Source organism: Caproiciproducens sp. CPB-2, assembly GCF_036287215.1.
GTDB lineage: Bacteria > Bacillota > Clostridia > Oscillospirales > Acutalibacteraceae > Caproiciproducens.
On record NZ_CP142860.1, the window covers coordinates 1,214,142 to 1,237,992 of the forward strand.

The following is a 23,851-nucleotide window of genomic DNA, read 5'->3' on the forward strand; positions in this document are numbered from 1 at the left end:
CGTCAAAATCCCCCAAAAGAATAACAGAACAAGCCGGTGAAAGCAAAAAGTGGCAGTTTTCCTGAGTGTTTCTGGGATTGCGTTTTAAAAACCCCGGCTTTGCCCCCTGCTTTTTGGGATAAATTCCCTTTTGCTTTTTTATTCTCGCCCAAAAGAACGGCAAAATTATATTTGATTATTTTCAGTAAATGCTTTACAATGAACAAGTGTATTTTTACAGCAATTCCATTTCAGTTTGCGAGACAAAACACGTTTCTCCCCCGCCGAAGGCGGGGGAGAAACGCAAACTTGTTGTAGAATCAACTGAAAATGCTGTAGTTGGTTGGAGGAAGTAATTTGTCAAGTTATGTAAATGAGATTAAGAGAAGAAGGACGTTCGCTATTATTTCCCACCCGGATGCGGGAAAGACGACCTTGACGGAAAAGCTTTTGCTTTACGGCGGAGCCATCACGCTGGCGGGTTCGGTCAAAGGGAAAAAAACCGCAAAGCACGCAGTTTCCGACTGGATGGAGATCGAAAAACAGAGGGGAATCTCGGTTACTTCTTCCGTTATGCAGTTCAATTACAGCGGCTACTGTATCAATATTCTGGATACCCCTGGGCATCAGGATTTTTCAGAGGACACCTACCGTACTCTGATGGCGGCGGATTCCGCCGTCATGGTCATCGACGCTTCCAAGGGTGTTGAAAAGCAGACCCGCAAGCTTTTTAAGGTCTGCACACTGAGGCATATCCCTATTTTCACCTTTATCAATAAAATGGACAGGGAAGCCAGAAGTCCGTTCGACCTTCTGGAAGAGATTGAAAAAGAACTGGGCATCCAGACCTTTCCCATGAACTGGCCGATCGGCTCGGGAAAAGAATTCAAGGGTGTCTATGACAGAAATAAAAAAGAGATCATCGCCTTTACCGCCAACAACGGTCAGCGGGAAGTGGAGGCGACGGAAGTCGAACTCAACGATGAAAAGCTAAAAGCGCTGATCGGCGAGGACCACCGCAGGACTTTGGTGGATGATATCGAGCTGCTCGACGGCGCGGGCTACGAATTTGATCTGGAAGCCGTCCGGAACGGAAAGCTTTCTCCGGTCTTCTTCGGTTCGGCGCTCACCAATTTCGGCGTGGAGCCGTTTCTTGAGGAATTTCTGAACATGACCACCCCGCCGCTTCCCAGGGAGGCGGACACCGGCCTGATCGACCCCCTGACCAATGAGTTTTCCGCCTTTGTCTTTAAGATCCAGGCCAATATGAACAAGGCGCACCGCGACAGAATCGCGTTCATGCGCATCTGTTCGGGCAGGTTTGAGAAGAACATGGAAGTCATGCATATACAGGGCGAAAAAAAGATGAAGCTTTCGCAGCCCCAGCAGCTGATGGCGCAGGACCGCGAGGTGATCGACGAGGCCTACGCGGGCGATATTATCGGCGTGTTTGACCCCGGCATCTTTTCCATCGGCGACACCATCTGCACCCCGCCGCAAAAATTCCTGTTCGGCGGGATCCCGACCTTCGCGCCGGAGCATTTCAACCGTGTGCAGCAGGTGGACACCATGAAAAGAAAACAGTTCGTCAAGGGAATCTCGCAGATCGCGCAGGAGGGCGCCATCCAGATTTTTCAGGAGCTGGGCGGCGGTATGGAAGAGGTGATCGTCGGCGTGGTGGGCACCCTTCAGTTCGATGTTCTGGAATACCGTCTGAAAAACGAATATAACGTCGACATCCGCATGGAGGGGCTGCCGTATCAGTATATCCGCTGGATCGAAAACGAAGAGCTTGACCCCAAGACGCTGAACCTGACGTCCGACACCAAGCGGATTCAGGACCTGAAGGGAAACCGTCTTCTGATTTTCGCGAATGAATGGAGCATCCGCTGGGCACAGGAGCATAATCAGGGCCTGAACCTCGCGGAATTCGGCAGATAACGGCGAATACGGTATTGGAGGGGCTCTTGTGCGGTTTATGAGGAGCTTTAATGCGTTTGTTGAGAAATGGATGGCGCTGGTTACGCCGTTCTGCCTTTTTATGGGCGTGCTTTTCGCGTCCCAGTTCAGCCGGATTTTGTTTCTGGTGCCTTATATTTTTGCGTTTATGACCTTTTGCGGCAGCCTGGGGTCAAGGTTTTCCGACATCAGGCGGGTGGTGCAGCACCCGCTGCCGCTGTTTCTGTCCGTTTTGATTTTGCATGCGGTCCTGCCCTTTCTCGCGCTCGGCGCGGGGAATCTGCTTTTTCCCCAAAGCCCGTATATCATTACCGGGATGGTTTTGGAATTCGTTGTGCCGAGCGCCGTGGTCAGCACCATGTGGGTTTCCATCTATTGCGGCAGCGCTCCGTTCACGCTTTCCCTTCTGCTGATCGACACGCTTCTGGCTCCGTTCAGCGTGCCGTTCAGTTTGCATCTTCTCGTTGGATCGAATGTGCAGGTTGACACCGTTGGCATGATGAAGGAGCTTTTGCTGATGGTGGGCATCCCCGCGCTTGTGGGGATGACGCTGAATCAGCTTACCGGGGGCACGGTCAAACAGACCCTGTCGCCCAGGCTCGCGCCGTTCGGGAAAATCGCACTGATGCTGGTGGTCTGCGCCAATTCGTCCAAGGTGGCGCCCTTTATCCGTAATATGACGCCGCGCCTCTTTGCGGTGGCCGGGTCCATTCTGCTGCTTGCCGTGCTGGGGTACGCGCTGGGTTGGGCCTTTGCGGCGGTGCTGAAACTGAAACGGGAGATTGTCGTATCCATGACGTTCGGCTGCGGAATGAGAAATATCAGCGCGGGCGCGGTCATTGCCGCGGCGTATTTTCCGGCGGAGGTCATGTTCCCGGTCATGATCGGGACGCTCTTTCAGCAGGTTCTGGCCGCGTGTTTTGCCCAGCTGCTTATCAAACGCTGCGGCGTCCAGAAAGAAGTTTGATTTTCAAAAGAAGCATTTTCCTGCCTGTCTTCAATGCTTACATAAATCATTTAAAAGATAAGAAACGCGCCCTGGCCGGGGTTTTGATCCGGGTCAGGACGCATTTTTTTAATATCTTTTTTGGGGGCCTTTCGGTTCAGTTCCTGTTTTCCGCCAGAATTTCCAGCCAGTATCCGTCGGGGTCAGAGATGAAATACAGGTCCATGTCGTGATTTTCGTAGCAGATGCATCCCATTTCCTTGTGCAGGGCATAGGCTTCGGCCTTGTCGGGCACACTGAACGCGATGTGGATTTCGTTGTCGCCCAGGTTGTACGGTTCCTTGCGATCGCGCAGCCAGGTCAGCTCAAGCTGATGCCCGGTCTGTCCGTCCCCTAAAAACGCAAGGATAAAGGAGCCGTCCGAGGCGGTTTTGCGCCTGATTTCCGTCAGCCCGAGCGCCTTTTTGTAAAACGCGATACTCTTGTCTAAATCAAACACATTCAGGTTGTTGTGCAGAAATTTCGCTTTCATAAAAACACCTCCGTCTTTTATGGATTTATTATATTTCATATCGGGCCGCTTTTCAATGATCCGATCGTCCAAAAGCGGAGCGCTCAGGTTGTTTTTTTGATGAAATCAAGATATAATCATTTTAAGTATTTCCAATATGCCCAACAGCAACTCCATTTCAGTTTGCGAGACAAAACACATTCCTTCCCCGCCAAAGGCGGGGAAGGAACGCAATCTTGTTGCAGAATCAACTGGAAATGTTGTAAGGACTGCGGCTATACGGGTTTACAGTAAGGGAAAACACCTCAAGGGGAAGTGGTTTTATTTTTGAGACATTCATCGGCGTTCTCGAAAAATGCGTGCTGTTCAAGGGGATCACTCCGGCCGAGATCGCACAGATGCTGAACTGCCTTTCTCCCCGCGGAGCGGATTACGCAAAGGGCGGCCTGATCGCTCAGGCCTCGGGACCGATGCAGGAAGTCGGAATCGTGCTTGACGGCACGGTCGCGGTGACGAAGGAAACGCCGCTCGGCGAACGGATCGTTTTAAATAAAATCCGGCCCGGGGGAATTTTCGGGGAAGTGGCGGCTCTGTCCGACCTTCAGCGTTCCCCCGCGACGATTTTCGCACTGGAAAAAAGCACGGTGATGTTTATCCGGCCGTCTAAAATTTTAATGCCGTGCAGCAGAACCTGTCGCTGGCACACCCTGCTGACGGAAAATCTGATTCATCTTGTGGCGGACAGGGCGCTTTATCTGAACCGCAAAATCGACTTTCTGACGATCAAAAGCATGCGCGGAAAGCTCTGCACTTATCTTTTCGAGCAGTACCGCAAGTCGGGAAAACAGCGGTTCACTCTGCCGTACAACCGCAATGAGCTCGCGGATTTTCTCAATGTTTCCCGCCCGTCCATGTCCCGCGAGCTCGGCCGGATGCGCGACGAGGGAATCCTCGCCTTTCGCGGGGACAGCTTCGAACTGCTCGACGTGGAAAAGCTGAAAAGCTTTGTACAGTAGAAACCTGAAAAGGAAAGGAGAGAGACAAATGAACAGCCAAAACAACCGAATCCTGAAAGCCATGGTCCGCTACAACGAGGGGGACCCGAAAAGGGTACAGCACGCGCTGAAGGTATACGCGTTCGCAAAGTCCATCGGCGAGATGGAAGGCCTGGACGAAAACACAATGGAGATTCTGGAGCTTGCCGCCATCCTTCACGATATCGGAATCCGGAACAGCGAACGGAAATACGGCTCCTCCTCCGGAAAATATCAGGAGCTGGAGGGCCCCCCGGTCGCGGAAAAAATTCTTCTGGAGGCCGGTATCCCGCGGGCGGTGATCGACCGCGTCTGCTTTCTGATCGGCCGCCACCACACCTATACCGAAATCAGCGGCCCGGATTATCAGATCCTGGTCGAGGCGGATTTTCTGGTCAACCTTTATGAGGACGGTATGGCCGAAGCGCAGGCGCGGTCCGTTCTGCAAAAATATTTCAAAACGGAAACAGGTAAGGAATATCTTTCTGAAATGTATCTGAACTCCCGGGACGGAGCGTCGGTTTGAAAAGTCCTTTCCTTTATTCCAATGACAATAAACGGTATCATACGCTGAGCTATCATCTGAAAAAGCGGTTTGACCGCCGGGTTTTCAAGGCGGTGATCGACGCGGGCTTCACCTGCCCGAATCTGGACGGCTCCAAAGGCTTCGGCGGCTGCACCTATTGCCTGTCCGGCAGCGGGGACTTTACCCACGGGGCGGACAGGAGCGTCGCCGAGCAGGTGCGCATGGAGCTTGATCGGGTGCGCGAAAAAACACCCGGCGCGGATGTGATTGCCTACTTTCAGGCGCACACCAACACCTACGCGCCGCTTCCCAGGCTGCGGGAGCTGTATGAATCCGCCCTGGGCGCCGAAGGCGTGTGCGGGATCAGCATCGCCACGCGCGCGGACGCTCTGGAAGCCGAAACGATGGATTATCTTGCCGGACTGTCCGGAAAAACGTATCTGACGGTGGAGCTGGGCTTGCAGACCATCCATGACGCCACCGCCGAAAAAATCAACCGCTGCCATTCCTGCGCCGTATTTACAGAGGCTTTTCAGGCGCTCAAATCCCGCGGCATCCGTGTCTGCGTACACATCATCAACGGGCTTCCGGGGGAGACCCCCGAAATGATGCTGGACACTGCCCGGGCGGTCGGCGCGCTGGGAGCGGACGCGGTGAAAATCCATCTCCTGCAGGTCATGCGGGGGACTCCCATGGAGCGTCAGCTTGCGGTGGGAGAAGTCGTCCCCATGACCAGGGAAGGGTATCTCGACGTGGTCTGTTCCCAGCTGGAGGTTCTGCCGCCCGAAACGGTGATCGAACGGATCACGGGGGATGGCGCCCGCGACCAGCTGATCACGCCGCTCTGGGGTGTGGATAAAATTGCCGTGCTCGGCGGCATTGACCGCGCGCTTGTCCAAAAGGATACCTGGCAGGGAAAACGATATGTATAAAAAAGAGCGCCTTTTCAACCGAAAAGCGCTCCGAGAGTATCGAAAGATGAGAAATCGCGCTAAAGCGAAAGAAAGCCAATGAGTCCCCCTCCGTGAGGGAAGCGGGGCGCCCGGCGCGTCCGAGGGAGTACTCCTTCAGTCAGGCTTTGCCTGCCAGCTCCCTCAAAGGAGCCCAAAAGAGGCTGCACGGCTTGATCGCTGTCAGGAACGCGTTCCCGCTTTATTTGTCGGCGTTCGGATAGGGAATCATATCTCCCCTTTGGGAAAAGAATGCGATCCGGCCGCGGTAGCCTTCCGTACGGCTGTCGGTTTTCAGCTCCTCAAACACGGAGGTGTTTTCGCTGAAATGCATCGGTACCGCCAGCTCTGCGCCCACGGTTCTCATAAAGTAGTCCAGACCGCGCAGCGCGTGTTCCTCCAGCCTGGGGTCGGCCGGAACAAACGCGATATCGATCGCTTCGCCCTTCAGCGTGTGGACCTGTTCCCTGTAACGGCGGGTCATTTCGCGGTTGTCGCCGTCGGGCTCCCCGTTCCAGTACCAGTCGTTTAAATCCCCGGCGTGATAAATGCACAGGCCGTCCGCCTGAATGAGGAACGCCACGCCGATATCGGTGGAATCGAGCGTGCGCACGCTCAGATCGCCAAGGTCGTATTCCCCTTCGGGAACGACCCTGATTACGTTCTCAAGGGTCTTGATATCGTCGGAGAGTACGTAGCGGATTTTTCCAATGGTTTTGCGCCAGCTGAAAATTCTCGGGTTATAGTGGTCGGGGTGGCTGTGAGAGACAAAGACGACCACATCGAGGTCTTTGATTTCCTCCGGGTCGACGACGCCCTTGGCGAGCCCACAGCCTTTTGGGGAGTCAAGGTAATAATCGAAGATAAAAAGATGGCGGTCCGTTTTCAGTGTGAATCCGCTGTTGTACAGATATCTGATTTCGGCTTTCATACGATTCTCCTTCCGTTCGGAGCGGTTACTGCATGCTGCCGCCCTCGATGATGCCCGCTTTGTTCAGGTTCTGCTTGTGTTCCTCATAGGTTTTCGCGTAGTAGTAATTTCCGCTGGAATCGGCGGCAAAGTAAAGGTAGTCGGTGTTTGCCGGGTTGACCGCGGCGTTCAGCGCGGCTTTGCCGGGGTTGCAGATGGCGCCGACCGGCAGGGCGGGGCATTTCCGGGTATTATAATAGGAATTGTAGCGGTTGATATCGCCGGTGAGGTTGGGCTTCAGATATTTTTCCACATAGATGACCGTTACATCCGCCTGCAGCTTCATGCCGGCTTTCAGCCGGTTGTGGAACACGGAGGATACCTTTGCCATTTCATTTACGTTTCCCGACTCCTTTTCGATAATGGAGGCAAGGGTGACGATCTGGTCGGTGGTCATACCGGAATAGCTGTAGCTGCCGCCGATTTTGCTTTCCGCGTTTCTCAGCATTTTGCCGAGCGCGTCCTGCGGCTTCATGTCCTTATAAAATTCATAGGTATCGGGGAAAAGGTATCCTTCCAGCTTATAGCAGCGGTTCGCGTTGGAACCGAGCTTGCCGATCAGGGAATAATAGCTGAAATCGTAGGAATTCGCGGTGCTCAGCAGTTCGCTTTTTTTGCAGACGCCGTTCGCTTCCAGCCGGTCGCCGATCTGCGACAGCGTATACCCTTCGGGGATCACCACGCGCACGGTCTGGGCCTTTTCCGGCTGGGATGGGGAAGCGGGCGCGGAAGAAGCGCTCTGCTTTTGGGAAGAGGTCTCTTTCGAAGAGGCCACCGCCGCGGAGGAGACGGAAGAAACTCCGGAGCTGGAGGATGTATCCGGTTCGGAAGAACCCGTTTCACTGACTGCGGCACTGCTTGCCGGACTGGAGGACTCACTGCTTCCGTCGTTTTTTGAACAGGCGGAAAGAGAAAGGCAGACTGCCAGTACGGTCAGCATTGCAAGAAATTGTTTCATGTATTGAATCACCTTTTATTCTATCATTTTCTACTATTTTATAACCTTTTTCTGTGTAATTCAATAGAATGTGCTATTCTTTGACATCTCCAAAAACAGGAAAACAGATCACTGAACCGTTAAGGGAGGTAATTTTTTTGGAATTCAGCTTTGAAAAATACGGACAGCAGCTCCTTCTGCTTCTGGAATCATCCCTGCCGAGGATTCTGGGCGCGCTGCTGATTTTAGGGATCGGCTGGTGGCTGAGCAACCAGGCGGTCAGACTGATGTTCCGCGCGATGTCGCGCTCAAAGACGGACACGGGCCTCGTCACTTTTATCAGCTCTCTCGCCAAAGTGCTGCTGAAAATGATCGTATGCATTACGGCGGCGGCACAGCTCGGCATGAACGTCGGCTCCATTATCGCCGCGATCGGCGCGGCCGGCCTGACGATCGGCCTTGCCGTGAAAGACAATATGGCCAACATCGCCTGCGGCGCGCAGATCATTTTTACAAAGCCGTTCCGCGTCGGGGATTACATCCTCTTTGAGGAGACGGAAGGAACGGTCGAGCGGATCGAAACCATGTTCACCACGCTCAGGACCTTCGACAATAAAGAAGTCGTGATTCCGAACGCCAAAATCACCTCTGGCGTTATCGTCAACTATTCCGCCATGGCGACCCGCCGCCTGGACCTGAAATATACCGTCGCTTATGACGAGGATCTTGGAAAGGTGAAAAGCCTGCTCGGGAATCTGGCCGGACGGAATTCCATGGTGCTCGACAGCCCCGCTCCGCTGGTCGTGGTCGGTGAGCACGGGGAAAACGGCATCACGGTGGAGGTGAGGGCATGGTGCAAAACGGACGATTACCTGACCCTTTATTTTGATATGCAGGAAAAGGTAAAGCTTGCGTTTGACGAGGCGGGCATCCGGATTCCTCACAATCAGCTCGATGTCCATGTAAAGCCCGAAGAATAAAAGACACGGCCCAAACGGGAAAGAGCGGCAGCCCTGTTTTACAGGGCTGCCGCTCTTTCAGGCTGCCGATCAAGGAGAACTCCCTCTTTGAGAAAGCTGGCAGGCAAAGCCTGGGAGTTTGATAGAAACCGGACCGGGGGAACGCTTACTCCCTCCGGCGCGTCTTGCCGGAAACGCAAGGTTTACGCCAGCGCCTGCTGAAGATCGTACAGAATATCGTCGATGTGCTCGGTGCCGATGGAAAGACGGACGGTGTTCGGCTTGATGCCGGACTGGAGCAGCTCGCTTTCGTTCATCTGGGAGTGGGTGGTGCTCGCCGGGTGGATGACCAGCGACTTCACGTCGGCCACGTTTGCCAGCAGGGAGAAAATTTCCAGACGGTCGATAAAGTCTTTCGCCTCTTCCGCGCCGCCTTTGATCTCAAACGTGAAGATGGAGCCTGCGCCGTTGGGAAAATATTTGTTATATAAAACGTTGTATTTGCTGTCCGGTAAGGCGGGGTGATTGACGCGCTCCACCTTCGGGTGTTTGGACAGGAAATCCACTACCTTCAGAGCGTTCTCAACATGACGCTCCACGCGAAGGGAGAGGGTCTCAAGGCCCTGCAGCAGCAGGAAGGAGTTAAACGGGCTGATGGTCGCGCCGGTATCTCTCAGCAGGATTACGCGGATTCGGGTCACATAGGCCGCCGCGCCGACGTTTTTTGTAAAGCTGATGCCGTGGTAGCTCGGATCGGGCTCGCTCAGCCACGGGAATTTGCCGGAGGCCTCCCAGTCGAAGTTGCCGCCGTCGACGATGACTCCGCCCAAGGAGGAGCCGTGTCCGCCGATAAACTTTGTCGCGGAATGGACGACTACGTCCGCGCCGTGCTCAATGGGGCGCAGAAGGTACGGCGTCGCAAAGGTATTGTCCACAATCAGGGGGATTCCGTTTTTGTGCGCGATCGCGGCGACCTCGTCGATGTCGATAATACTGGAATTCGGGTTGCCGAGGGTTTCAATAAAAATCGCCTTGGTATTCGGCTGAATCGCTTTTTCAAAGCTGCCTTCCACGTCGGGGTCGACAAACGTGGTGGTGATGCCGAAAGCCGCGAGCGTATGTTCCAGCAGATTGTAGGTCCCGCCGTAAATGGTGTTGGCGGAGACGATATGGTCGCCCGCGTGAGCGACATTTTCAATCGCGTAGGTAATGGCGGCCGCACCGGTCGCGGTGGCCAGCGCCGCCACGCCGCCTTCCAGAGCGGCAACGCGCTGTTCAAACACATCGGAGGTGGGGTTCATCAGTCTGCCGTAGACGTTGCCGCCTTCCGTTAGGCCAAAACGCCCCCCGGCCTGCGCGGAATCCTTAAATACATAGGAAGTGGTCTGGTAAATCGGAACCGCTCGCGCGTCCGTTGCGGAATCCGGCTTCTCCTGTCCCGCGTGTACCTGTATGGTCTCAAACTTATATTTTCTTTCACTCATTGTCGTTACTCCTTCTGCATCTTTATTTCCGTATTCCGTATCCCGGGGAATTACAAAATTGATTTCCTGTTACAACAATAGGAGGCGCACATTCGGTCATACAGAAAGAGGGGACGATTCAGCTTGTGAAAAGAGTGGGATTTTGTTTTCATAGGGCTCCTCCTTTTTATGTAATATTACAATTCATATCAAATTAGTAATATATATTGTTGACATAGTACTACGTTAAAGAAGAAATGTCAAGGGCTTTTTTCTAAAAAAAGCGCCCCGGTATCAGGCGCGAACGCTCCTGATTTTCCGGGGTGCACAGTGGTTCAGGTAATCTGAAAAATGTAAAACTTGAGGTAATTGGTTTCCGGCACATTCCATAAAATAGGATGGTCGGGGGACTGCTGCCTCGCTTCGATCTGGCGGAGCGACACCTGGGCGTCAAACGCCGCGCTGCGCAGCATGCTGCAAAAGAGGTCCTCCGTCATGAAATGGGAGCAGGAGCAGGTCGCAAGGTAGCCGCCGCGCGGCAGCAGCTTCATGGCGCGCAGGTTGATTTCCTTGTACCCCTTCATCGCGTGGTCGACGGTCTGGCGCGATTTGGTAAAAGCTGGCGGGTCGAGCACGATCAGGTCGTAGCCGTCCTTTTTGCCCATCGGCATCTGCGGCAGCAGGTCGAACACATTGGCCGTCTGGAAGCTCATTTTTTCCTGCAATTGGTTGCGCCCGGCGTTTTCCTCCGCCATAGCGACCGCGTCGGCGGAAATATCCACCGCGTGTACGTGTTCCGCTCCGCCCTTCGCCGCGTTCAGCGCAAAGGAGCCGGTGTGGGTAAAGCAGTCCAGCACCCGCTTGCCGCGGCTGATTTTCGCGACAGCCTGCCGGTTGTACTTCTGGTCGAGGAAAAATCCGGTTTTCTGCCCGTTTTCAAAGTCGACGGCGTATTCGATCCCGTTCTCCGTGATCGTTGTCCGGGTTGCCTGCGGCGTTTCCAGCCCGGCGATGGGGAAGAAACCTTTATTTTGCCGCATCCCTTCCAGCTCGCGGATAGCGACGTCGTTGCGTTCGTAGATGCCGTCTATGTTCTGGCCGTCCTCCCTCAGAATTTTGCACAGCAGAGGGAAGAGAACGGGCTTCAGCTTTTCCATACCGAGAGAAAGCGTCTGTGCGACCAGTATGTTGCGAAAGCGGTCCACCGTCAGCCCGGGGAAAAGATCCGCCTCGCCGAAAATGATCCGGCAGCAGGAGACGTCGTCCCCCATCACGGTTTTGCGGTACTCCCACGCGTGACGCAGGCGGCGCTCGAAAAAAGCTTCGTCAAAGACGTCGTTCGCGCTGCGGGAAATCAGCCGGATCCTGATTTTGGAGTGGTCGTTGATAAACCCGGTGCCCAGATATTTTTCGCGGATGCTGAAAACGTCGGCCAGACCGCCGTTTTCATACGGGCCCTCAATTTTGAGAATCTCCGTATTGTAGATCCACGGGTGTCCGGACAGAATGCTGTTTTCCGCCTTGCGGGTCAGAGTGATCTTAGGGTATCTTCTGTTTTGCTTCATGAATTTTCCTCACAACCTGAAATGATTTTACAGCCGGCCGCCGGATTTCGCATCAAGCGCGGCGAAGGATAAGTCTGTAATGATGGATTTATTATAGCACGAAATTGCCGGCTTACAAGGAAAGCGCCTCGTTCATTTTCCGTTCCCGCCTATCAAAAAATACAGATTTATCATTTTTTGCCGCCATCGTTTACAGTTTTGTAGCAACCACTTACAGTTCTGTTGCTTTTCTTGCTTTCACCGCCGGCGGATACTATGATAAATTTGTAAAGTGAAAATGATATGGGAGGAATTTCAATGAAAACAGGGAAGTTTGCGGCTGCGATTGTTTTAGTGGCTTTATTGACAATTCTGACCGCCTGCTCAAAAGCCGGAACGGCTCAGAACAGTAAACCGGAAATCTTTCAGCCCGCGCAGTCGGTACAGAACATCGACCGGAACGAAGCAATGAACGCCGTCAAAAATATGATCCGTATGGATTATACAAAATACAAAATCGACCTGATCAACGGAAACTTTGAGTATCAGGGAAACCAGTACTACCAGTTTCTGATTTCCGACAAAAGCGAGTCCATAGAGCCGTCCATCATTGTCAGCAAGCACAACGGCGCCGTCCTTTGTTATTACCCGGACGACACCGTGACACAGGTCTATCAGGACGGAGTATTCAAATCCAAATGCTGAGCATCTTTCGAAGTACTCAACAAACAGCCGCTGCCGGGAATCCGGCAGCGGCCTTTTCGGGATATGCCGATATCGGGAAAAGCTTATGCGATCCCGATTGCTTTTTTAATGAAATAATACAGAAAAGGAAGAAGAATGGCCGGCAGCATGTTGCCGACCTTTATTTTTTTGATTTTCAGCATGTTCAGCCCAATCGCCATAATCAGGACGCCGCCGATGGCCGAAATTTCCCGTATCATTTCGTCGGTCAGCAGAGACTTGAGAGAAGACGCCAGCAGCGTGATCATGCCCTGATAAAGGAATACGGCTGCGGCGGAAAAAATCACGCCGAAGCCCATGGTCGAACTGAGGAAAATGGACACAATGCCGTCGAGCACCGATTTGGCGAACAGCGTCTGGTGATTGCCGGTCAGCCCGCTTTCAATGGAGCCGACGATCGCCATGGAGCCGACGCAGAACACAAGGCTGGCGGTCACAAAGGCTTTTGCGACGCTGCCGTCCGTGCTCGAAGTCCTGCTTTCGATCAGCTGGCCCAGCCCCGCGAGCCGGTCCTCGATTTTCAGCGCCTCGCCGATGATGCTGCCGATCACCAGGCTGAAAATCAGCAGCACCAGATCGTTTGTTTTGATGGCGCTCATCATTCCGATCAGCAGGACGGACAGCGCGACCCCGTCCATAATGGTTTCACGGTAATGATCCCGGATACCGCTTTTTAAAATCAGTCCCAGCGCCGTTCCCAGCGCAATGGACAGCGCGTTGACAATGGTTCCTAACATGTTTCAGCACTTCCCGTTTCTTCATATGGTTTTAATCATATATCATTTTGGGAATCGGTGTCAATAAGATTAACTTTTTGGCGAAGATATGGTATGATAGTCTCATTCGAAGAGAAGGGGGATGGTAGGGTGAATAAGGCGGCAATCCGGGCTTTTGCGGTTGGCGCCAGAGAAAAGCTTATCGCGTCCGTCTCCCGGCGCGCCGTCGAACTGACGGCGCAGAAACGGAACCCGTTTCCCGGACTGACGCAGGACATTGAAAACACCGGCTTTCAGGCCGTGGTGGAGGAAGTCTCCTATACGTGGTTTATCCGTATCATCGGCATCCGGTTCATGGAGGTCAACGGCTATCTGCCGGGGAAGGTGCGCGTCCTTTCTTCCGGGCAGCCGGGACAGATCCTTCCGGATATCCTGGCGGCCGAACCGCAGGAGGTCCGGTCGGACGAGCGCTTTACCGCGCTTTTTATTTCTGTCTGCCGGTCCCTTGCCAAAATCCTTCCGGAGTATTTTGAAAGCGAATGCGAGTATCTCGAGCCGCTGCTGCAGCTGTCCTTCCGGGAGGAAGATGGAGTCGTCCGCAGCCTGGTGGACGGGATTTCCGAGGAGGACTTCCGGGAAGCGGTTGAGATCATCGGCTGGCTGTACCAGTATTACAATGACGCCCGCCGGAACGAGGTCATCAGCCTTTACGGCGGCAGGGTGAAAAAAGAGGACGTCCCGGCGGCCACGCAGTTTTTTACCACGGACTGGGTCGTGCGCAGCATGGTGGACAATTCTCTTGGCCAGTACTGGCTGGAACGGAATCCGGACAGCGCGCTCAGAGAAAAGCTGGAATTTTATCTCGGGGCGGAAAATGCCGCCGTTCAGGAAAACGTACCGCCGCAGGAGCTGAAGCTTCTCGACCCGTGCATGGGCAGCGGGCATATCCTTGTCTACGCGTTTGACCTGCTGATTGAAATTTACCGGGAATGCGGGGTGGGCCCGCGGGACGCGGCGGAGCTGATCCTTCGCCGCAACCTTTACGGGTTTGACATCGACAGGCGTTCCTGGCAGTTGGCCTGCTTTGCGCTGCTGATGAAGGCGCGCGGATACAATGAGGATATTCTGACGCTTGGAATCCCGCTGAACCTGTATGTCATCCGGGAAGGGTCCGGGATCGGCGGGGACCTGCTGTCCTTTGTGGCGGACGGCGACGGGCAGATCGAAGCGGATCTGCAAAGTCTTCTTTCGGCCCTTCACGGGGCCGCCGAATACGGCAGCCTGCTCCGTGTGGAGCAGGCCGGCTTTGACCGGATTTTCCGGCGGGTGGAGGAAATCAGGCGGCAGCCGTGCGACAGCCTGTTTGCGCTCGCGTACCGGGAAGATACCGTCCACAAGCTTTTGCCGCTGCTGCGGCAGGCCCGCGCAATGGCGGGGAAATACACGGTGGTTGCGACGAATCCGCCTTATCTGAACCGGATGAATAAAAAGCTGAAATCCTACGTCAATCGGCATTACCGCGACTATGCCGGGGACCTGTTCTCCGTGTTTATTTACCGCAGCTTCGGCTTCTGCATTCCGGACGGCTACTGCGCGTTTATGTCGCCGTTTGTCTGGATGTTCATCAAATCCTATCAGAAGCTGAGGGAATACATCATCCGGGAAAAATCGATCTCCTCGCTGATTCAGCTGGAGTATTCCGCTTTTGACGAGGCCACCGTGCCGATCTGTACCTTTGTGCTGAAAAACGGGCCGGAAAGCAGGCCCGGCGTGTATCTGAAGCTCTCCGACTTCCGGGGCGGCATGGAGGTGCAGAAACAAAAGGTAAAAGAAGCGGTGCGGAACCCGCGCTGCTCCTACCGCTTTGAGATTCCGGCAAAGCAGTTTGCCCGGATTCCCGGCATGCCGATCGCCTATTGGGCGGGCAAAAAGCCGGGGGAGATCTTCTCCTCCGTCCCACCCCTTTCCGAAAGCGCGGCGGTTACGAACGGGCTTTTTACCTGTGACAATCAGCGCTTCCTTCGTTTCTGGTACGAGGTAGCTCCTGAAAACATCCATTTCCACTGCATCGACCGGGCCGACTGCCTGCAGAGCAGCCGGAAATGGTACCCCTATAACAAGGGCGGCGATTTCCGGAAATGGTACGGCAATCAGGAGTATGTGGTCAATTTTCAGCATTTCGGGCGGGAGATCAGCGAGTTCCGCGTAAAGTCGGGACAGTCCGCTTCCTTTCCCGGCCAGGGCTTTTATTTTGAGCGGAGCGTGTCCTGGTCGTTCGTCAGCTCCTCCAAATTCGGCGTGCGGTATTATCCGCAGGGCTTTGTGTTCGACATCGCCGGTTCCTCCGTTTTCCCGAGCCGGGAGGACGATTTCTATTATATTCTTGGATTTTTGTCCAGCAGCTGCGCTTTTGCCATGCTGAACCTGATGAATCCCACGCTGAACTATCAGGCGGGCAATATTGCCAAGCTTCCGCTGCGGGTCGATGAAACCGTGAAGCAGCGGGTCGGTGTGCTGGTCGCTGAAAATATCAAAATTTCCAGGGAGGACTGGGATTCCTTTGAAACCAGCTGGAATTTCCGGATTCATCCGCTGGTTCGTTTCAGGACGGAGGAAAAAGACTGTAAAATTGCCGATGCCTTTGCGGCGTGGAAGGATTTTACCGACCTCCGTTTTCAGCGGATGAAGGAAAACGAGGAAGAGCTCAACCGGATTTTTATCAGCCTTTACGGTCTGCAAAACGAGCTGAAGCCGCAGGTGGAGGACGGGGACGTCACCATCCGCCGCGCGGAGCTTTCCCGCGATATCCGCAGCTTCCTCAGCTTCGCCTTGGGCTGCATGTTCGGGCGGTACGCCGTTCCCGGCTATGATCCGCGGGGTGGGACGGACCTCCTGCCCGTTACCCCGTATCTGGAAAACGACCTTGCCGTGCGGCTGGTTTCCTTTGTAAAGCTTGTGTTCGGTGAAAAAACGCTGGAAGAGAATCTCTCTTTTATTGTTTCCGCGCTCGGCGGGAGCGGCAGCGCGGTGGACGTTATCCGAAACTATTACGGGAATGAATTTTACCGCGAGCATATCCGTATTTATAAAAAGAGGCCGATTTACTGGATGATTGACGGCGGCGCTTTTCGGGCGCTTTGTTATATGCATGCCTATGATGAAAACACCTTCGCCCGCGGGCTGGATTTTCTGCGGAAAACGCAGTCCGGGCTTAAAAAATATGCGGAAAAGGAGGGACTGACCAAAAAACAGCAGAAAAGACTGGCGGAGCAGCTTACCCGGCTGCGGGATTTCGGAATCCGGCTGGAAATTGCCGCGAAAAAGAAAATCCGGATTGATCCGGATGACGGTGTGTTGACGAATTACGCAAAGGTACAGGGCGGGGAAGCGCTTTTTCCCCCAATGAAATGAATCAGTAAGGAATAAGTGAGGTTTACGCATGATGAAAGCAGTGGTACTGGATATGGACGGAACCATGTTCGACACCGAACGCCTTTCGATCGACGGCTGGAAGAAGGCCGGAGAAGCGCTCGGGTGCGGCAATGTGATGGAATTGATTGAACAGGCGATGGGAATTACCGCCGCCGCCGAAAAAGAACTGTTTTTAACAAAATACGGCCCCGACTTTCCGTTTGAAGAATTCAGAAAGATCAGTGTGGATTACAGCAGGGACTATATCAAAAAGAACGGCGTCCCGGTAAAAGAGGGGCTGTTTGAACTGCTGGACTATCTGAAACGGGAAGGCTACAGAATCGCGGTCGCAACGTCCTCTTCGCGCAGCAGCACCATGAGCCATTTTGAAAATACAAAGATAACCGGATACTTTGATCAGATCATTTGCGGCGACATGATTGAAAAAAGCAAGCCCGATCCCGATATTTACCTGAAAGCGGCCCAGGCGCTTCAGGTTCCGCCGCAGGAGTGCATGGCGCTGGAGGATTCTCCGAACGGAATTCTCTCCGCTTACCGCGCGGGGATGAAAACCGTTATGATACCGGACACGGTTCCCGCAAATCCGGAACTGGAGAAAATGCTCTTTGCGTGCGTCCCCACTCTCCGCGGCGTCATTCCGGTGCTAAAGAACCTGAAAAAAGGAAAATAAAAAGGCTGCCGCACAAGCGGCAGCCTTTTCGCGTGTTCAGTTCAGCCTTTCGATTTTGGTGACGGTTACGGCTCTTGTGTTGGAGCCGTCTATGGCGCCTTCATAATAGATTCTCAGCCTGCGCCCCAATTGCAGACCCTTGCCGGAAGTATCCGCATCGGTTCCGTCCTTGAGGAAGGTGATCGAGCGGCCGTCGTCCGTCTTAATGGTAATGGTCTGCGTCATGATTTCTTCCAGCGTTCCTTCCACGGTGGAAATACCGCTGGAGGAAGCATTCGCGTCCAGAATCTTGAATCGGTTGAGGACGTCGCTGTCCGGCAGAACCATACTGTTGAACAGGTCCGACTTTTCTCCTACTTCGTAAGGGGAGTTTTTCGGCAGAGTAAAGCAGTAAACGACGTCTGCCTTTGTTCCCAGATAGGTGGGTTTGGGATCGAGCGTTCCGCCCTTTGTTTTCTCCCACCAGTCCTTTGAAACAAGGAAAATCGTAAGCAGTGAGCAGTTTTTGTCATTTTGAAAAAGAAAATCCACTTTCGTATATTTTGTGCCGCCGTCCGACATGGTTTCCGTAGTAACCACCGGGGTATAATTTTTATCCTCCCAGCTGTCGGGGACTGCAAGTGAAAAACTCAATTTGTCGTTTGTATAAAATTTCTGAACAGCACTGCTTTTTGCGTTGCTTTTGGCTCTGATTTCAGACGGGGCGGTTTCCGCAAGCATGACGGCGGGAGCTTCCGTTTTTGACGCGCATGCGGTCAGCAAAACCAGCAGAACCGATAGTAACGGTATGAAAAGCTTCAGTTTCCTCATAAATCTCCTCCATTCGGGCATAACTTTACAGCTACATCATATTCCGGGTGCTTGTAAAAGTCAATTATGATGTAAAAATTGTAATAAATCATTACAATTCTGTTATATTTTAATACAATCCATCTCTTGCGGTTTCGTGCTATAATAATCTCGTAGCGCAAACCGGAGCGAAGCTTGGGGCGCCGGAATTGGGAAATTTTAGAAGGCGGCGGTTGTTTGATGAATATTCTGGTGGATGCCGATGCCTGCCCGGTTAAGGAAATTATTGTCCGGCTGGCGAAAAAACAGAAGGTGCCCGTCATCATGCTGACCGACACGAGCCATCTGCTCGACGACGGGTACAGCAAGGTGATCACGGTGGACAAGGGCCGTGACAGCGCGGATATCCGTCTGGTCAATCTGGCCGGGAGCGGGGACATCGTCGTCACTCAGGATTTCGGCGTGGCGGCGATGGCGCTTGCCAAGGGCGCAAAGGCGCTGAACCAGAACGGCATGGTCTACGACGATTCCAATATGGACCGCCTTTTGTTTGAACGCGCGCTCGGCCAGGAAATGCGCCGCGCGGGGGCAAGGATCGGAAAGTTCAAAAAGAGAAGCAGGCAGGACGACGAATCGTTTGAGCGGGTCCTTTTACACATGATGGAAGAAAACATTTGACAAACGAAATAGATATGTTATAATACCATTGTTTTGCCTGAAGCAAAAAATCATATGGCAAATCCATTTCAGTTTGCGAGATAAAATACGTTTGCAGAATCCACTGGAAATGCTGTAGTTAAAAAATAGCGATTAACACGAATATTGTGAGGTTGAAAATATGTACGATTATGATTTGATTGTCATCGGTGCCGGCCCTGCCGGCATTTTTACGGCTCTGGAGATGGATAAGCTTGCGCCCGGGAAAAAGATGCTGGTGGTAGACAGCGGCAGCACGATTGACCGGCGCGCCTGCCCGGCAAGGACCTCCGGACAGTGCGCCCACTGCAAAACCTGCAATATTATGAACGGCTGGGCCGGCGCCGGCGCTTTTTCGGACGGAAAGCTGTCCCTTTCGGAGGAAGTCGGCGGCAATATCACGGATTATATGCCGGTGGAAAAGGCACGGGAGCTCATCCGCTACGCCGACGATATTTATCTGCATTATGGCGCTCCGGACAAGATTTTCGGAAAAAGCGACAAATTTGCGGAAAAGGTGTCCTATGAGGCACGCAGGGAAAATATCCAGCTGATCCCCTGCCCGGTGCGCCATATGGGTACGGAATACTCCTTTGAAGTGCTGAGGGGCATGTACCGTTACCTTTCCGCCAGGCCGAATTTCGAGTTCAGGGAACACACCACGGCGGATTCCATCTTTGTGGAAAACGGAAAAGCGGAAGGCGTGTGGCTGGTTGACCGTTCCGGCGGGTGCACCCTTGTCCGCGCGCCCTACGTGGTGGCAGCGCCGGGACGCGGCGGCGCCGAGTGGCTGGCCCGCATTGCCCAGGAAAACAAGCTGGCCACCACCAACAACGAGGTCGACATCGGCGTGCGTGTGGAAGTGCCGAACGCGGTGATGGACCACCTCACCAAGAACCTGTATGAGGCCAAGCTGGTGTATTATTCGGATACGTTTGAAAATAAGGTGCGTACCTTCTGTATGAATCCGGGCGGCATTGTCAGCGAGGAGCATTACGACGGCGGCATCGGCGGGGGCATCGCGGTTGTGAACGGCCATTCCTACGCCGACGAAGACAAGCACAGCGAAAACACCAATTTTGCCATGCTGGTTTCCACCCGCTTTACCGAGCCGTTCAATCAGCCGATCGAGTACGGCCGGTATATCGCGCAGCTGGGGAACATGCTTACGGGCGGCGGCATTATGGTGCAGCGGCTGGGTGACCTCCTGATGGGAAGGCGTACGGACTACACCAGATTGAAAAAGTCCACGACGGTGCCCACCCTGAAAAACGCGGTGCCGGGCGACTTGTCCTTTGTGCTGCCTCACCGTCATCTGACCAGCATTGTGGAGTCGCTCCGCGCGTTTGACAAGCTGGCCCCGGGGCTTTACTCCAAGAACACCCTGCTTTACGGGGTGGAGGTCAAGTTCTATTCCTCCAAGGTATCGGTCAAAAAGAATTTTGAGACCGAAATCGAAAATCTGTACACCATCGGCGACGGCGCCGGCATTACCCGCGGGCTGATGCAGGCTTCCGTAACCGGCGTTGTGGTCGCGAGGGATATCGCGAACAAGCAAAACTGAGTTTTTTTAAAGTTTGGAAAGCGGCAAACCCGTCCGGCGGGTTTGCCGCTTTTATGCATGTCTTAAAAATCCAATCATATAATGTGATAAACAATATGTGGGGGGAGGACGTTTCATTGCCGGATTTTTCTTTGAACTATTTTATCGGTTCCAACAGCTCAAGGGGATATGTCAGCTTTTTTCAATCGAATTTTGGCCGCCTGAAAACGGTCGTCCGTCTCAGCGGTTATCCGTCCATCGTCGTGTCGGACATTGTAAGCAGCCTTTGTTCCGCCGCGCGTGACAGCGGCTGTCACGCGCAATTGATCCACAATTGTCTGGACAATTCCATGGAAGGGGTCCTTATCCCGGAAAAAAACGCGGGAATGATCAATTTTCCGCTTTACGGGGAGGAAGAATATCCCGTGGCGGCAATTCTCAATGACGACAACCGGAGCCAGACCCATGCCTGCCTGGCGGGCGCGGTCCGGCATTTTTCCGCCGCGCGCGCCATCCACGACAAATGGGAGCAAATCTACGTTTCCAATATGGATTTCGACGCCGCCAACAGGCTGACGGCCCGGACAATCGAAAAGGTGATCGGGGAAAAAACACTGGGAAAAAAGGGGGCGCAGGTTCACCGCTACTTCGGCGCGGCAACCGTGAACGGCGCTTATGATTACATTGACAATCTGACGGAGGACCTTGAAAAACGGTATTTTATCAAAGGACGGCCCGGCACCGGGAAGTCGACTTTCCTGGGGAAAATTGCGGAGTATGCCGCCGCGGCGGGATTCGATACGGAAATTTACCACTGCGCGTTTGACCCGAACAGCCTGGATATGGTGATTCTGCGGGAACTGAGCGTGGCCCTGTTTGACAGCACTTCCCCGCACGAATATTTTCCGTCCCGTCCGGACGACGAGGTCATTGATATTTACAAAGCCGCGGTCGCGGAGAAAACAGACGAAAAATACCGCACGGAAATCACGGCCATTATGATGGATTATAAGACGGAAGTCGCAAAGGCGACCAAACAGCTGGCCCGCGCGAAACGATATTACGACGAAGTGCAAAAGGGAATGATCTCAAAAATCAGCGCGGAGGCGCTCGGCCTTGCCGAAAAGAAAATCAGAGACACGGTATTCGGAGATTGAAAGTCTATGGCTTTCTCCAGATTTCCCTATGAGGATAGAGGATGGTATGTTCCTTTTCTTTGACTTCATGGGAAAGGAACACCTCCTCCGACTCCTGCTGTATATTCTGCAACTCATTAATGATATCTGTAATCTTGTTGAAAAGGCTGTAATACATTTCCTTATAATGATCCACTATACTCACCCCGAATATAGTTTAGGACAAATAGTCCATATTGTCAATGGACAGATTGTACTAAAGTATAATGCATTTGGTGATCATAATGAAATTGAGAATCCGTGATATCAGAGAAGACCGGGACCTTACCCAAAAACAGATAGCCGGCTACTTAATGTGTGACCAGTCCCTGTACTCCAAATACGAACGGGAGGAAAGGGAGATTCCACTGCACCTGATTGTAAGACTTGCCCGGTATTATCGGGTGAGCGTAGATTATCTGGTTGGCCTGACCGATACAAAAACGCCTTATCCCTGAGAACGGGATTAGGCGTTTTTCTCTGTCCTATGCGTTTATAAGAGCGTATTTTTCAATGGTCCGGCCGATCAGCCGGTGTCCGTTTTCATTGGGATGGATACCGTCCTCGCAGATCAGGTTCTGATAATTTCCGGTTTTCAGAAACGCGCTGCTGATGTCGATCAGCGGGACATGGTGCAGGATCGCCAGCCGGTTGACGGCAAGGTTATACATTTCGTGCCAGCGGTAGATAAATTCCACGTCGCCGAGCCAGCGGAGAATATTTTCCGGGTTCAGCCCGCGTGAAATCCAGTCAAAGTACCGTTTCGCGTCGATCGGCGGCAGGGAAAGCAGCACCGGCTTGCCGCCGCACGCTTTCACTTCGTCGATCATCCGGGAATAATATTCTTCAAATACGGAAACCGGGGTGTTCGGTACATGGTTACTTTCCGGGGAAGCCGAGACCTCCGCCCAGTTGAAATCGCAGTCGTTTCCGCCGAATTCCAGCACCGTGTAGTCGTACCGGCCCAGTTCGGATATGTGCTTTTTCAGTACCTCGCCGCCTTTTGTGACGGTACAGCCGAATTTTGAAAAGTTTCTGATGGCAATATGACTGTTCTTTTCAATCATGCCGACAAAGCTGTCTTTCAAAAGGATGTATTTTTTACGGACACTGTCAAAAACAATACCTTCGGCTACGGAATCGCCGAATACGCATACGGATTGAATCATAACAGCACTCCTTTGTAATTATAATAATTCTGTTATATAGTATTTAATACTATATAACAGAATACATCATATGTCAATATTATTACGCAAAGAGTGCAGAATATTATGTAAGGCTGATCTCTCCCACATAATTTGTGGCGAAAATCCGCTTTATTTCCCCGGATTTTTCTGTTTTTCCCAGCGCCCACATCAGCTTTGTGACAGCCGCCTCCGTCGTCATGTCAAATCCCTGGACGACCCCGCTCTGCAGTGCTTTCTGTCCGGCCTGATAAATGGTGAAGTCGCTCCGTTCGTACAGGCACTGGCTGCATACGACAACGGAAATGCCGCGCTCCACGATCTTTTGCAGCTGTGCGGTCAGATCGCGGCGGATGAAATTCAGCCCGCCCGCGCCGAACGCTTCAATCACGATTCCCTTATAGTTCATTTTCAGGAGCATGTCGAAAATTTCGGGGTTCAGGCCGGGAGTCAGCTTGATGAGAAAAACATCGGTGCAAAGCTGATCCTCCAGAGAAAATCCGCCTCCCATTTGCGGCAGAATGCTTTCGTTGAACGTTAAGCCGCCCGCGTCGACGGTTGCGGCGGGGGGGCAGTTGACGCTTTCAAAGGCGTCAAAGCCCGTGGTGCGCACCTTCACCGCGCGTGTTCCTAAAATGACCTTGCGGTCAAACGCAAGAAAGACTCCGGGCTTTTTGGAACAGGCCATTGCAAAGGCGCAGCGCAGGTTTTCCACGCCGTCCGTCAGGGGATGCCTGATCGGCAGCTGGGAGCCGGTGATGACCACCGGAATGGGAATGTTGCGCAGCATAAACGAAAGTACGGAGGCGGTGTACGCCATGGTGTCCGTGCCGTGGGTCAGAACGATTCCGTCGTATTTGCCGTATTCGCGGGCAATGGTGCGCGCAATGCACTGCCACTCCTCGGGCTGTATGTTGGAGCTGTCAAGCTGAAATAAATCTTCAACGTCAACGTCGTATTCGGCGGTCAGCCCGCCGATGAAGTCGGCCAGCTGCCGGCTGCTCGGCGACGGCGCAAGCCCTTCGTCCGTCGGTTCGGAGGCGATGGTCCCCCCGGTGGTAATCAGCAGTAATTGATTCATGGTAACACCCCGGTTATATTGATGAGCATGATTTACAATA

At 53.3% G+C, this 23,851-nt stretch carries 23 protein-coding genes; 13 read left to right on the plus strand and 10 right to left on the minus strand.

Features of this window, described 5'->3' with window-relative positions:
- Positions 1–336: 336 nt before the first annotated feature.
- Positions 337–1,920 carry a peptide chain release factor 3 gene (locus VXK30_RS06010; protein WP_275716834.1) on the plus strand — a complete coding sequence of 528 codons (1,584 nt, stop codon included), beginning with the start codon at positions 337–339 and terminating at the stop codon, positions 1,918–1,920.
- 37 nt (positions 1,921–1,957) lie between these two features.
- Complete coding sequence (locus VXK30_RS06015) at positions 1,958–2,905, plus strand: bile acid:sodium symporter family protein (protein ID WP_275716885.1); 948 nt, start codon at positions 1,958–1,960, stop codon at positions 2,903–2,905.
- A 136-nt stretch (positions 2,906–3,041) separates the two neighbouring features.
- On the opposite strand, the gene VXK30_RS06020 is transcribed toward VXK30_RS06015, so the two are convergent.
- Complete coding sequence (locus VXK30_RS06020) at positions 3,042–3,416, minus strand: VOC family protein (RefSeq protein ID WP_275716832.1); 375 nt, start codon at positions 3,414–3,416, stop codon at positions 3,042–3,044.
- Positions 3,417–3,754: 338 nt separating this feature from the next.
- On the opposite strand from VXK30_RS06020, the gene VXK30_RS06025 reads away from it, so the two are divergent.
- The 3 genes from VXK30_RS06025 to VXK30_RS06035 are packed head-to-tail and all read left to right on the plus strand — an operon-like array spanning position 3,755 to position 5,887.
- Positions 3,755–4,411: a Crp/Fnr family transcriptional regulator gene (locus VXK30_RS06025; protein WP_275716830.1), complete on the plus strand. Its 657-nt coding sequence runs from the start codon at positions 3,755–3,757 to the stop codon at positions 4,409–4,411.
- A 28-nt stretch (positions 4,412–4,439) separates the two neighbouring features.
- Positions 4,440–4,955: an HD domain-containing protein gene (locus tag VXK30_RS06030; RefSeq protein ID WP_275716828.1), complete on the plus strand. Its 516-nt coding sequence runs from the start codon at positions 4,440–4,442 to the stop codon at positions 4,953–4,955.
- A complete protein-coding gene (locus VXK30_RS06035) occupies positions 4,952–5,887 on the plus strand; it encodes a TIGR01212 family radical SAM protein (RefSeq protein ID WP_275716826.1) in 936 nt (311 codons plus the stop codon). The genes VXK30_RS06030 and VXK30_RS06035 overlap by 4 nt, the downstream gene beginning before the upstream one ends.
- Before the next feature lie 220 nt (positions 5,888–6,107).
- On the opposite strand, the gene VXK30_RS06040 is transcribed toward VXK30_RS06035, so the two are convergent.
- Positions 6,108–6,836 carry an MBL fold metallo-hydrolase gene (locus VXK30_RS06040; RefSeq protein ID WP_275716824.1) on the minus strand — a complete coding sequence of 243 codons (729 nt, stop codon included), beginning with the start codon at positions 6,834–6,836 and terminating at the stop codon, positions 6,108–6,110.
- Between the two features lie 25 nt (positions 6,837–6,861).
- On the minus strand, positions 6,862–7,833 hold the full coding sequence (gene mltG / locus VXK30_RS06045) for an endolytic transglycosylase MltG (protein ID WP_275716822.1): 972 nt from the start codon (positions 7,831–7,833) through the stop codon (positions 6,862–6,864).
- 137 nt (positions 7,834–7,970) lie between these two features.
- Between mltG and VXK30_RS06050 the strand changes: the two genes are divergently transcribed.
- Positions 7,971–8,792 (plus strand): mechanosensitive ion channel family protein, encoded by an 822-nt coding sequence (locus VXK30_RS06050; RefSeq protein ID WP_275716820.1) that lies wholly within the window; start codon positions 7,971–7,973, stop codon positions 8,790–8,792.
- Positions 8,793–8,974: 182 nt separating this feature from the next.
- On the opposite strand, the gene VXK30_RS06055 is transcribed toward VXK30_RS06050, so the two are convergent.
- Together VXK30_RS06055 and VXK30_RS06060 are read right to left on the minus strand one after the other, a co-directional pair.
- Positions 8,975–10,255 (minus strand): O-acetylhomoserine aminocarboxypropyltransferase/cysteine synthase family protein, encoded by a 1,281-nt coding sequence (locus tag VXK30_RS06055; protein ID WP_275716818.1) that lies wholly within the window; start codon positions 10,253–10,255, stop codon positions 8,975–8,977.
- A gap of 314 nt (positions 10,256–10,569) precedes the next feature.
- A complete protein-coding gene (locus VXK30_RS06060) occupies positions 10,570–11,799 on the minus strand; it encodes a class I SAM-dependent rRNA methyltransferase (protein ID WP_275716816.1) in 1,230 nt (409 codons plus the stop codon).
- 297 nt (positions 11,800–12,096) lie between these two features.
- On the opposite strand from VXK30_RS06060, the gene VXK30_RS06065 reads away from it, so the two are divergent.
- Positions 12,097–12,483 (plus strand): hypothetical protein, encoded by a 387-nt coding sequence (locus VXK30_RS06065; protein ID WP_275716814.1) that lies wholly within the window; start codon positions 12,097–12,099, stop codon positions 12,481–12,483.
- A gap of 83 nt (positions 12,484–12,566) precedes the next feature.
- On the opposite strand, the gene VXK30_RS06070 is transcribed toward VXK30_RS06065, so the two are convergent.
- Positions 12,567–13,259: a DUF554 domain-containing protein gene (locus tag VXK30_RS06070; RefSeq protein WP_275716812.1), complete on the minus strand. Its 693-nt coding sequence runs from the start codon at positions 13,257–13,259 to the stop codon at positions 12,567–12,569.
- 129 nt (positions 13,260–13,388) lie between these two features.
- Here VXK30_RS06070 and pglX point away from each other — a divergent pair, with 129 nt between their 5' ends.
- Entirely contained in the window at positions 13,389–16,649 is a 3,261-nt protein-coding gene (pglX, locus tag VXK30_RS06075) for a BREX-1 system adenine-specific DNA-methyltransferase PglX (protein ID WP_275716810.1), read from the plus strand.
- A gap of 28 nt (positions 16,650–16,677) precedes the next feature.
- Positions 16,678–17,340: an HAD family hydrolase gene (locus tag VXK30_RS06080; RefSeq protein WP_275716808.1), complete on the plus strand. Its 663-nt coding sequence runs from the start codon at positions 16,678–16,680 to the stop codon at positions 17,338–17,340.
- Positions 17,341–17,376: 36 nt separating this feature from the next.
- Here VXK30_RS06080 and VXK30_RS06085 read toward each other — a convergent pair whose 3' ends face one another.
- Positions 17,377–18,150: a hypothetical protein gene (locus tag VXK30_RS06085; RefSeq protein ID WP_275716806.1), complete on the minus strand. Its 774-nt coding sequence runs from the start codon at positions 18,148–18,150 to the stop codon at positions 17,377–17,379.
- Positions 18,151–18,369: 219 nt separating this feature from the next.
- On the opposite strand from VXK30_RS06085, the gene VXK30_RS06090 reads away from it, so the two are divergent.
- The 3 genes from VXK30_RS06090 to VXK30_RS06100 all read left to right on the plus strand — a co-directional run bounded on the left by VXK30_RS06090 (position 18,370) and on the right by VXK30_RS06100 (position 21,525).
- Positions 18,370–18,807: a YaiI/YqxD family protein gene (locus tag VXK30_RS06090; RefSeq protein ID WP_275716883.1), complete on the plus strand. Its 438-nt coding sequence runs from the start codon at positions 18,370–18,372 to the stop codon at positions 18,805–18,807.
- 160 nt (positions 18,808–18,967) lie between these two features.
- Positions 18,968–20,389: an NAD(P)/FAD-dependent oxidoreductase gene (locus VXK30_RS06095; RefSeq protein WP_275716804.1), complete on the plus strand. Its 1,422-nt coding sequence runs from the start codon at positions 18,968–18,970 to the stop codon at positions 20,387–20,389.
- Between the two features lie 116 nt (positions 20,390–20,505).
- Entirely contained in the window at positions 20,506–21,525 is a 1,020-nt protein-coding gene (locus tag VXK30_RS06100; protein ID WP_275716802.1) for a hypothetical protein, read from the plus strand.
- A 4-nt stretch (positions 21,526–21,529) separates the two neighbouring features.
- Here the strand turns inward: VXK30_RS06100 and VXK30_RS06105 are convergent, their stop codons facing one another.
- Positions 21,530–21,700, minus strand: a complete 171-nt coding sequence (locus VXK30_RS06105) for a hypothetical protein (RefSeq protein ID WP_275716800.1) — start codon at positions 21,698–21,700, stop codon at positions 21,530–21,532.
- Between the two features lie 88 nt (positions 21,701–21,788).
- Here VXK30_RS06105 and VXK30_RS06110 point away from each other — a divergent pair, with 88 nt between their 5' ends.
- On the plus strand, positions 21,789–22,001 hold the full coding sequence (locus VXK30_RS06110; protein ID WP_275716798.1) for a helix-turn-helix domain-containing protein: 213 nt from the start codon (positions 21,789–21,791) through the stop codon (positions 21,999–22,001).
- A 27-nt stretch (positions 22,002–22,028) separates the two neighbouring features.
- On the opposite strand, the gene VXK30_RS06115 is transcribed toward VXK30_RS06110, so the two are convergent.
- The gene (locus VXK30_RS06115; RefSeq protein ID WP_275716796.1) at positions 22,029–22,712 is read right to left on the minus strand and encodes an SGNH/GDSL hydrolase family protein; all 684 of its coding nucleotides are present in this window, start codon (positions 22,710–22,712) and stop codon (positions 22,029–22,031) included.
- 103 nt (positions 22,713–22,815) lie between these two features.
- Positions 22,816–23,811, minus strand: a complete 996-nt coding sequence (locus VXK30_RS06120) for an asparaginase (RefSeq protein WP_275716794.1) — start codon at positions 23,809–23,811, stop codon at positions 22,816–22,818.
- Positions 23,812–23,851 lie beyond the last annotated feature (40 nt).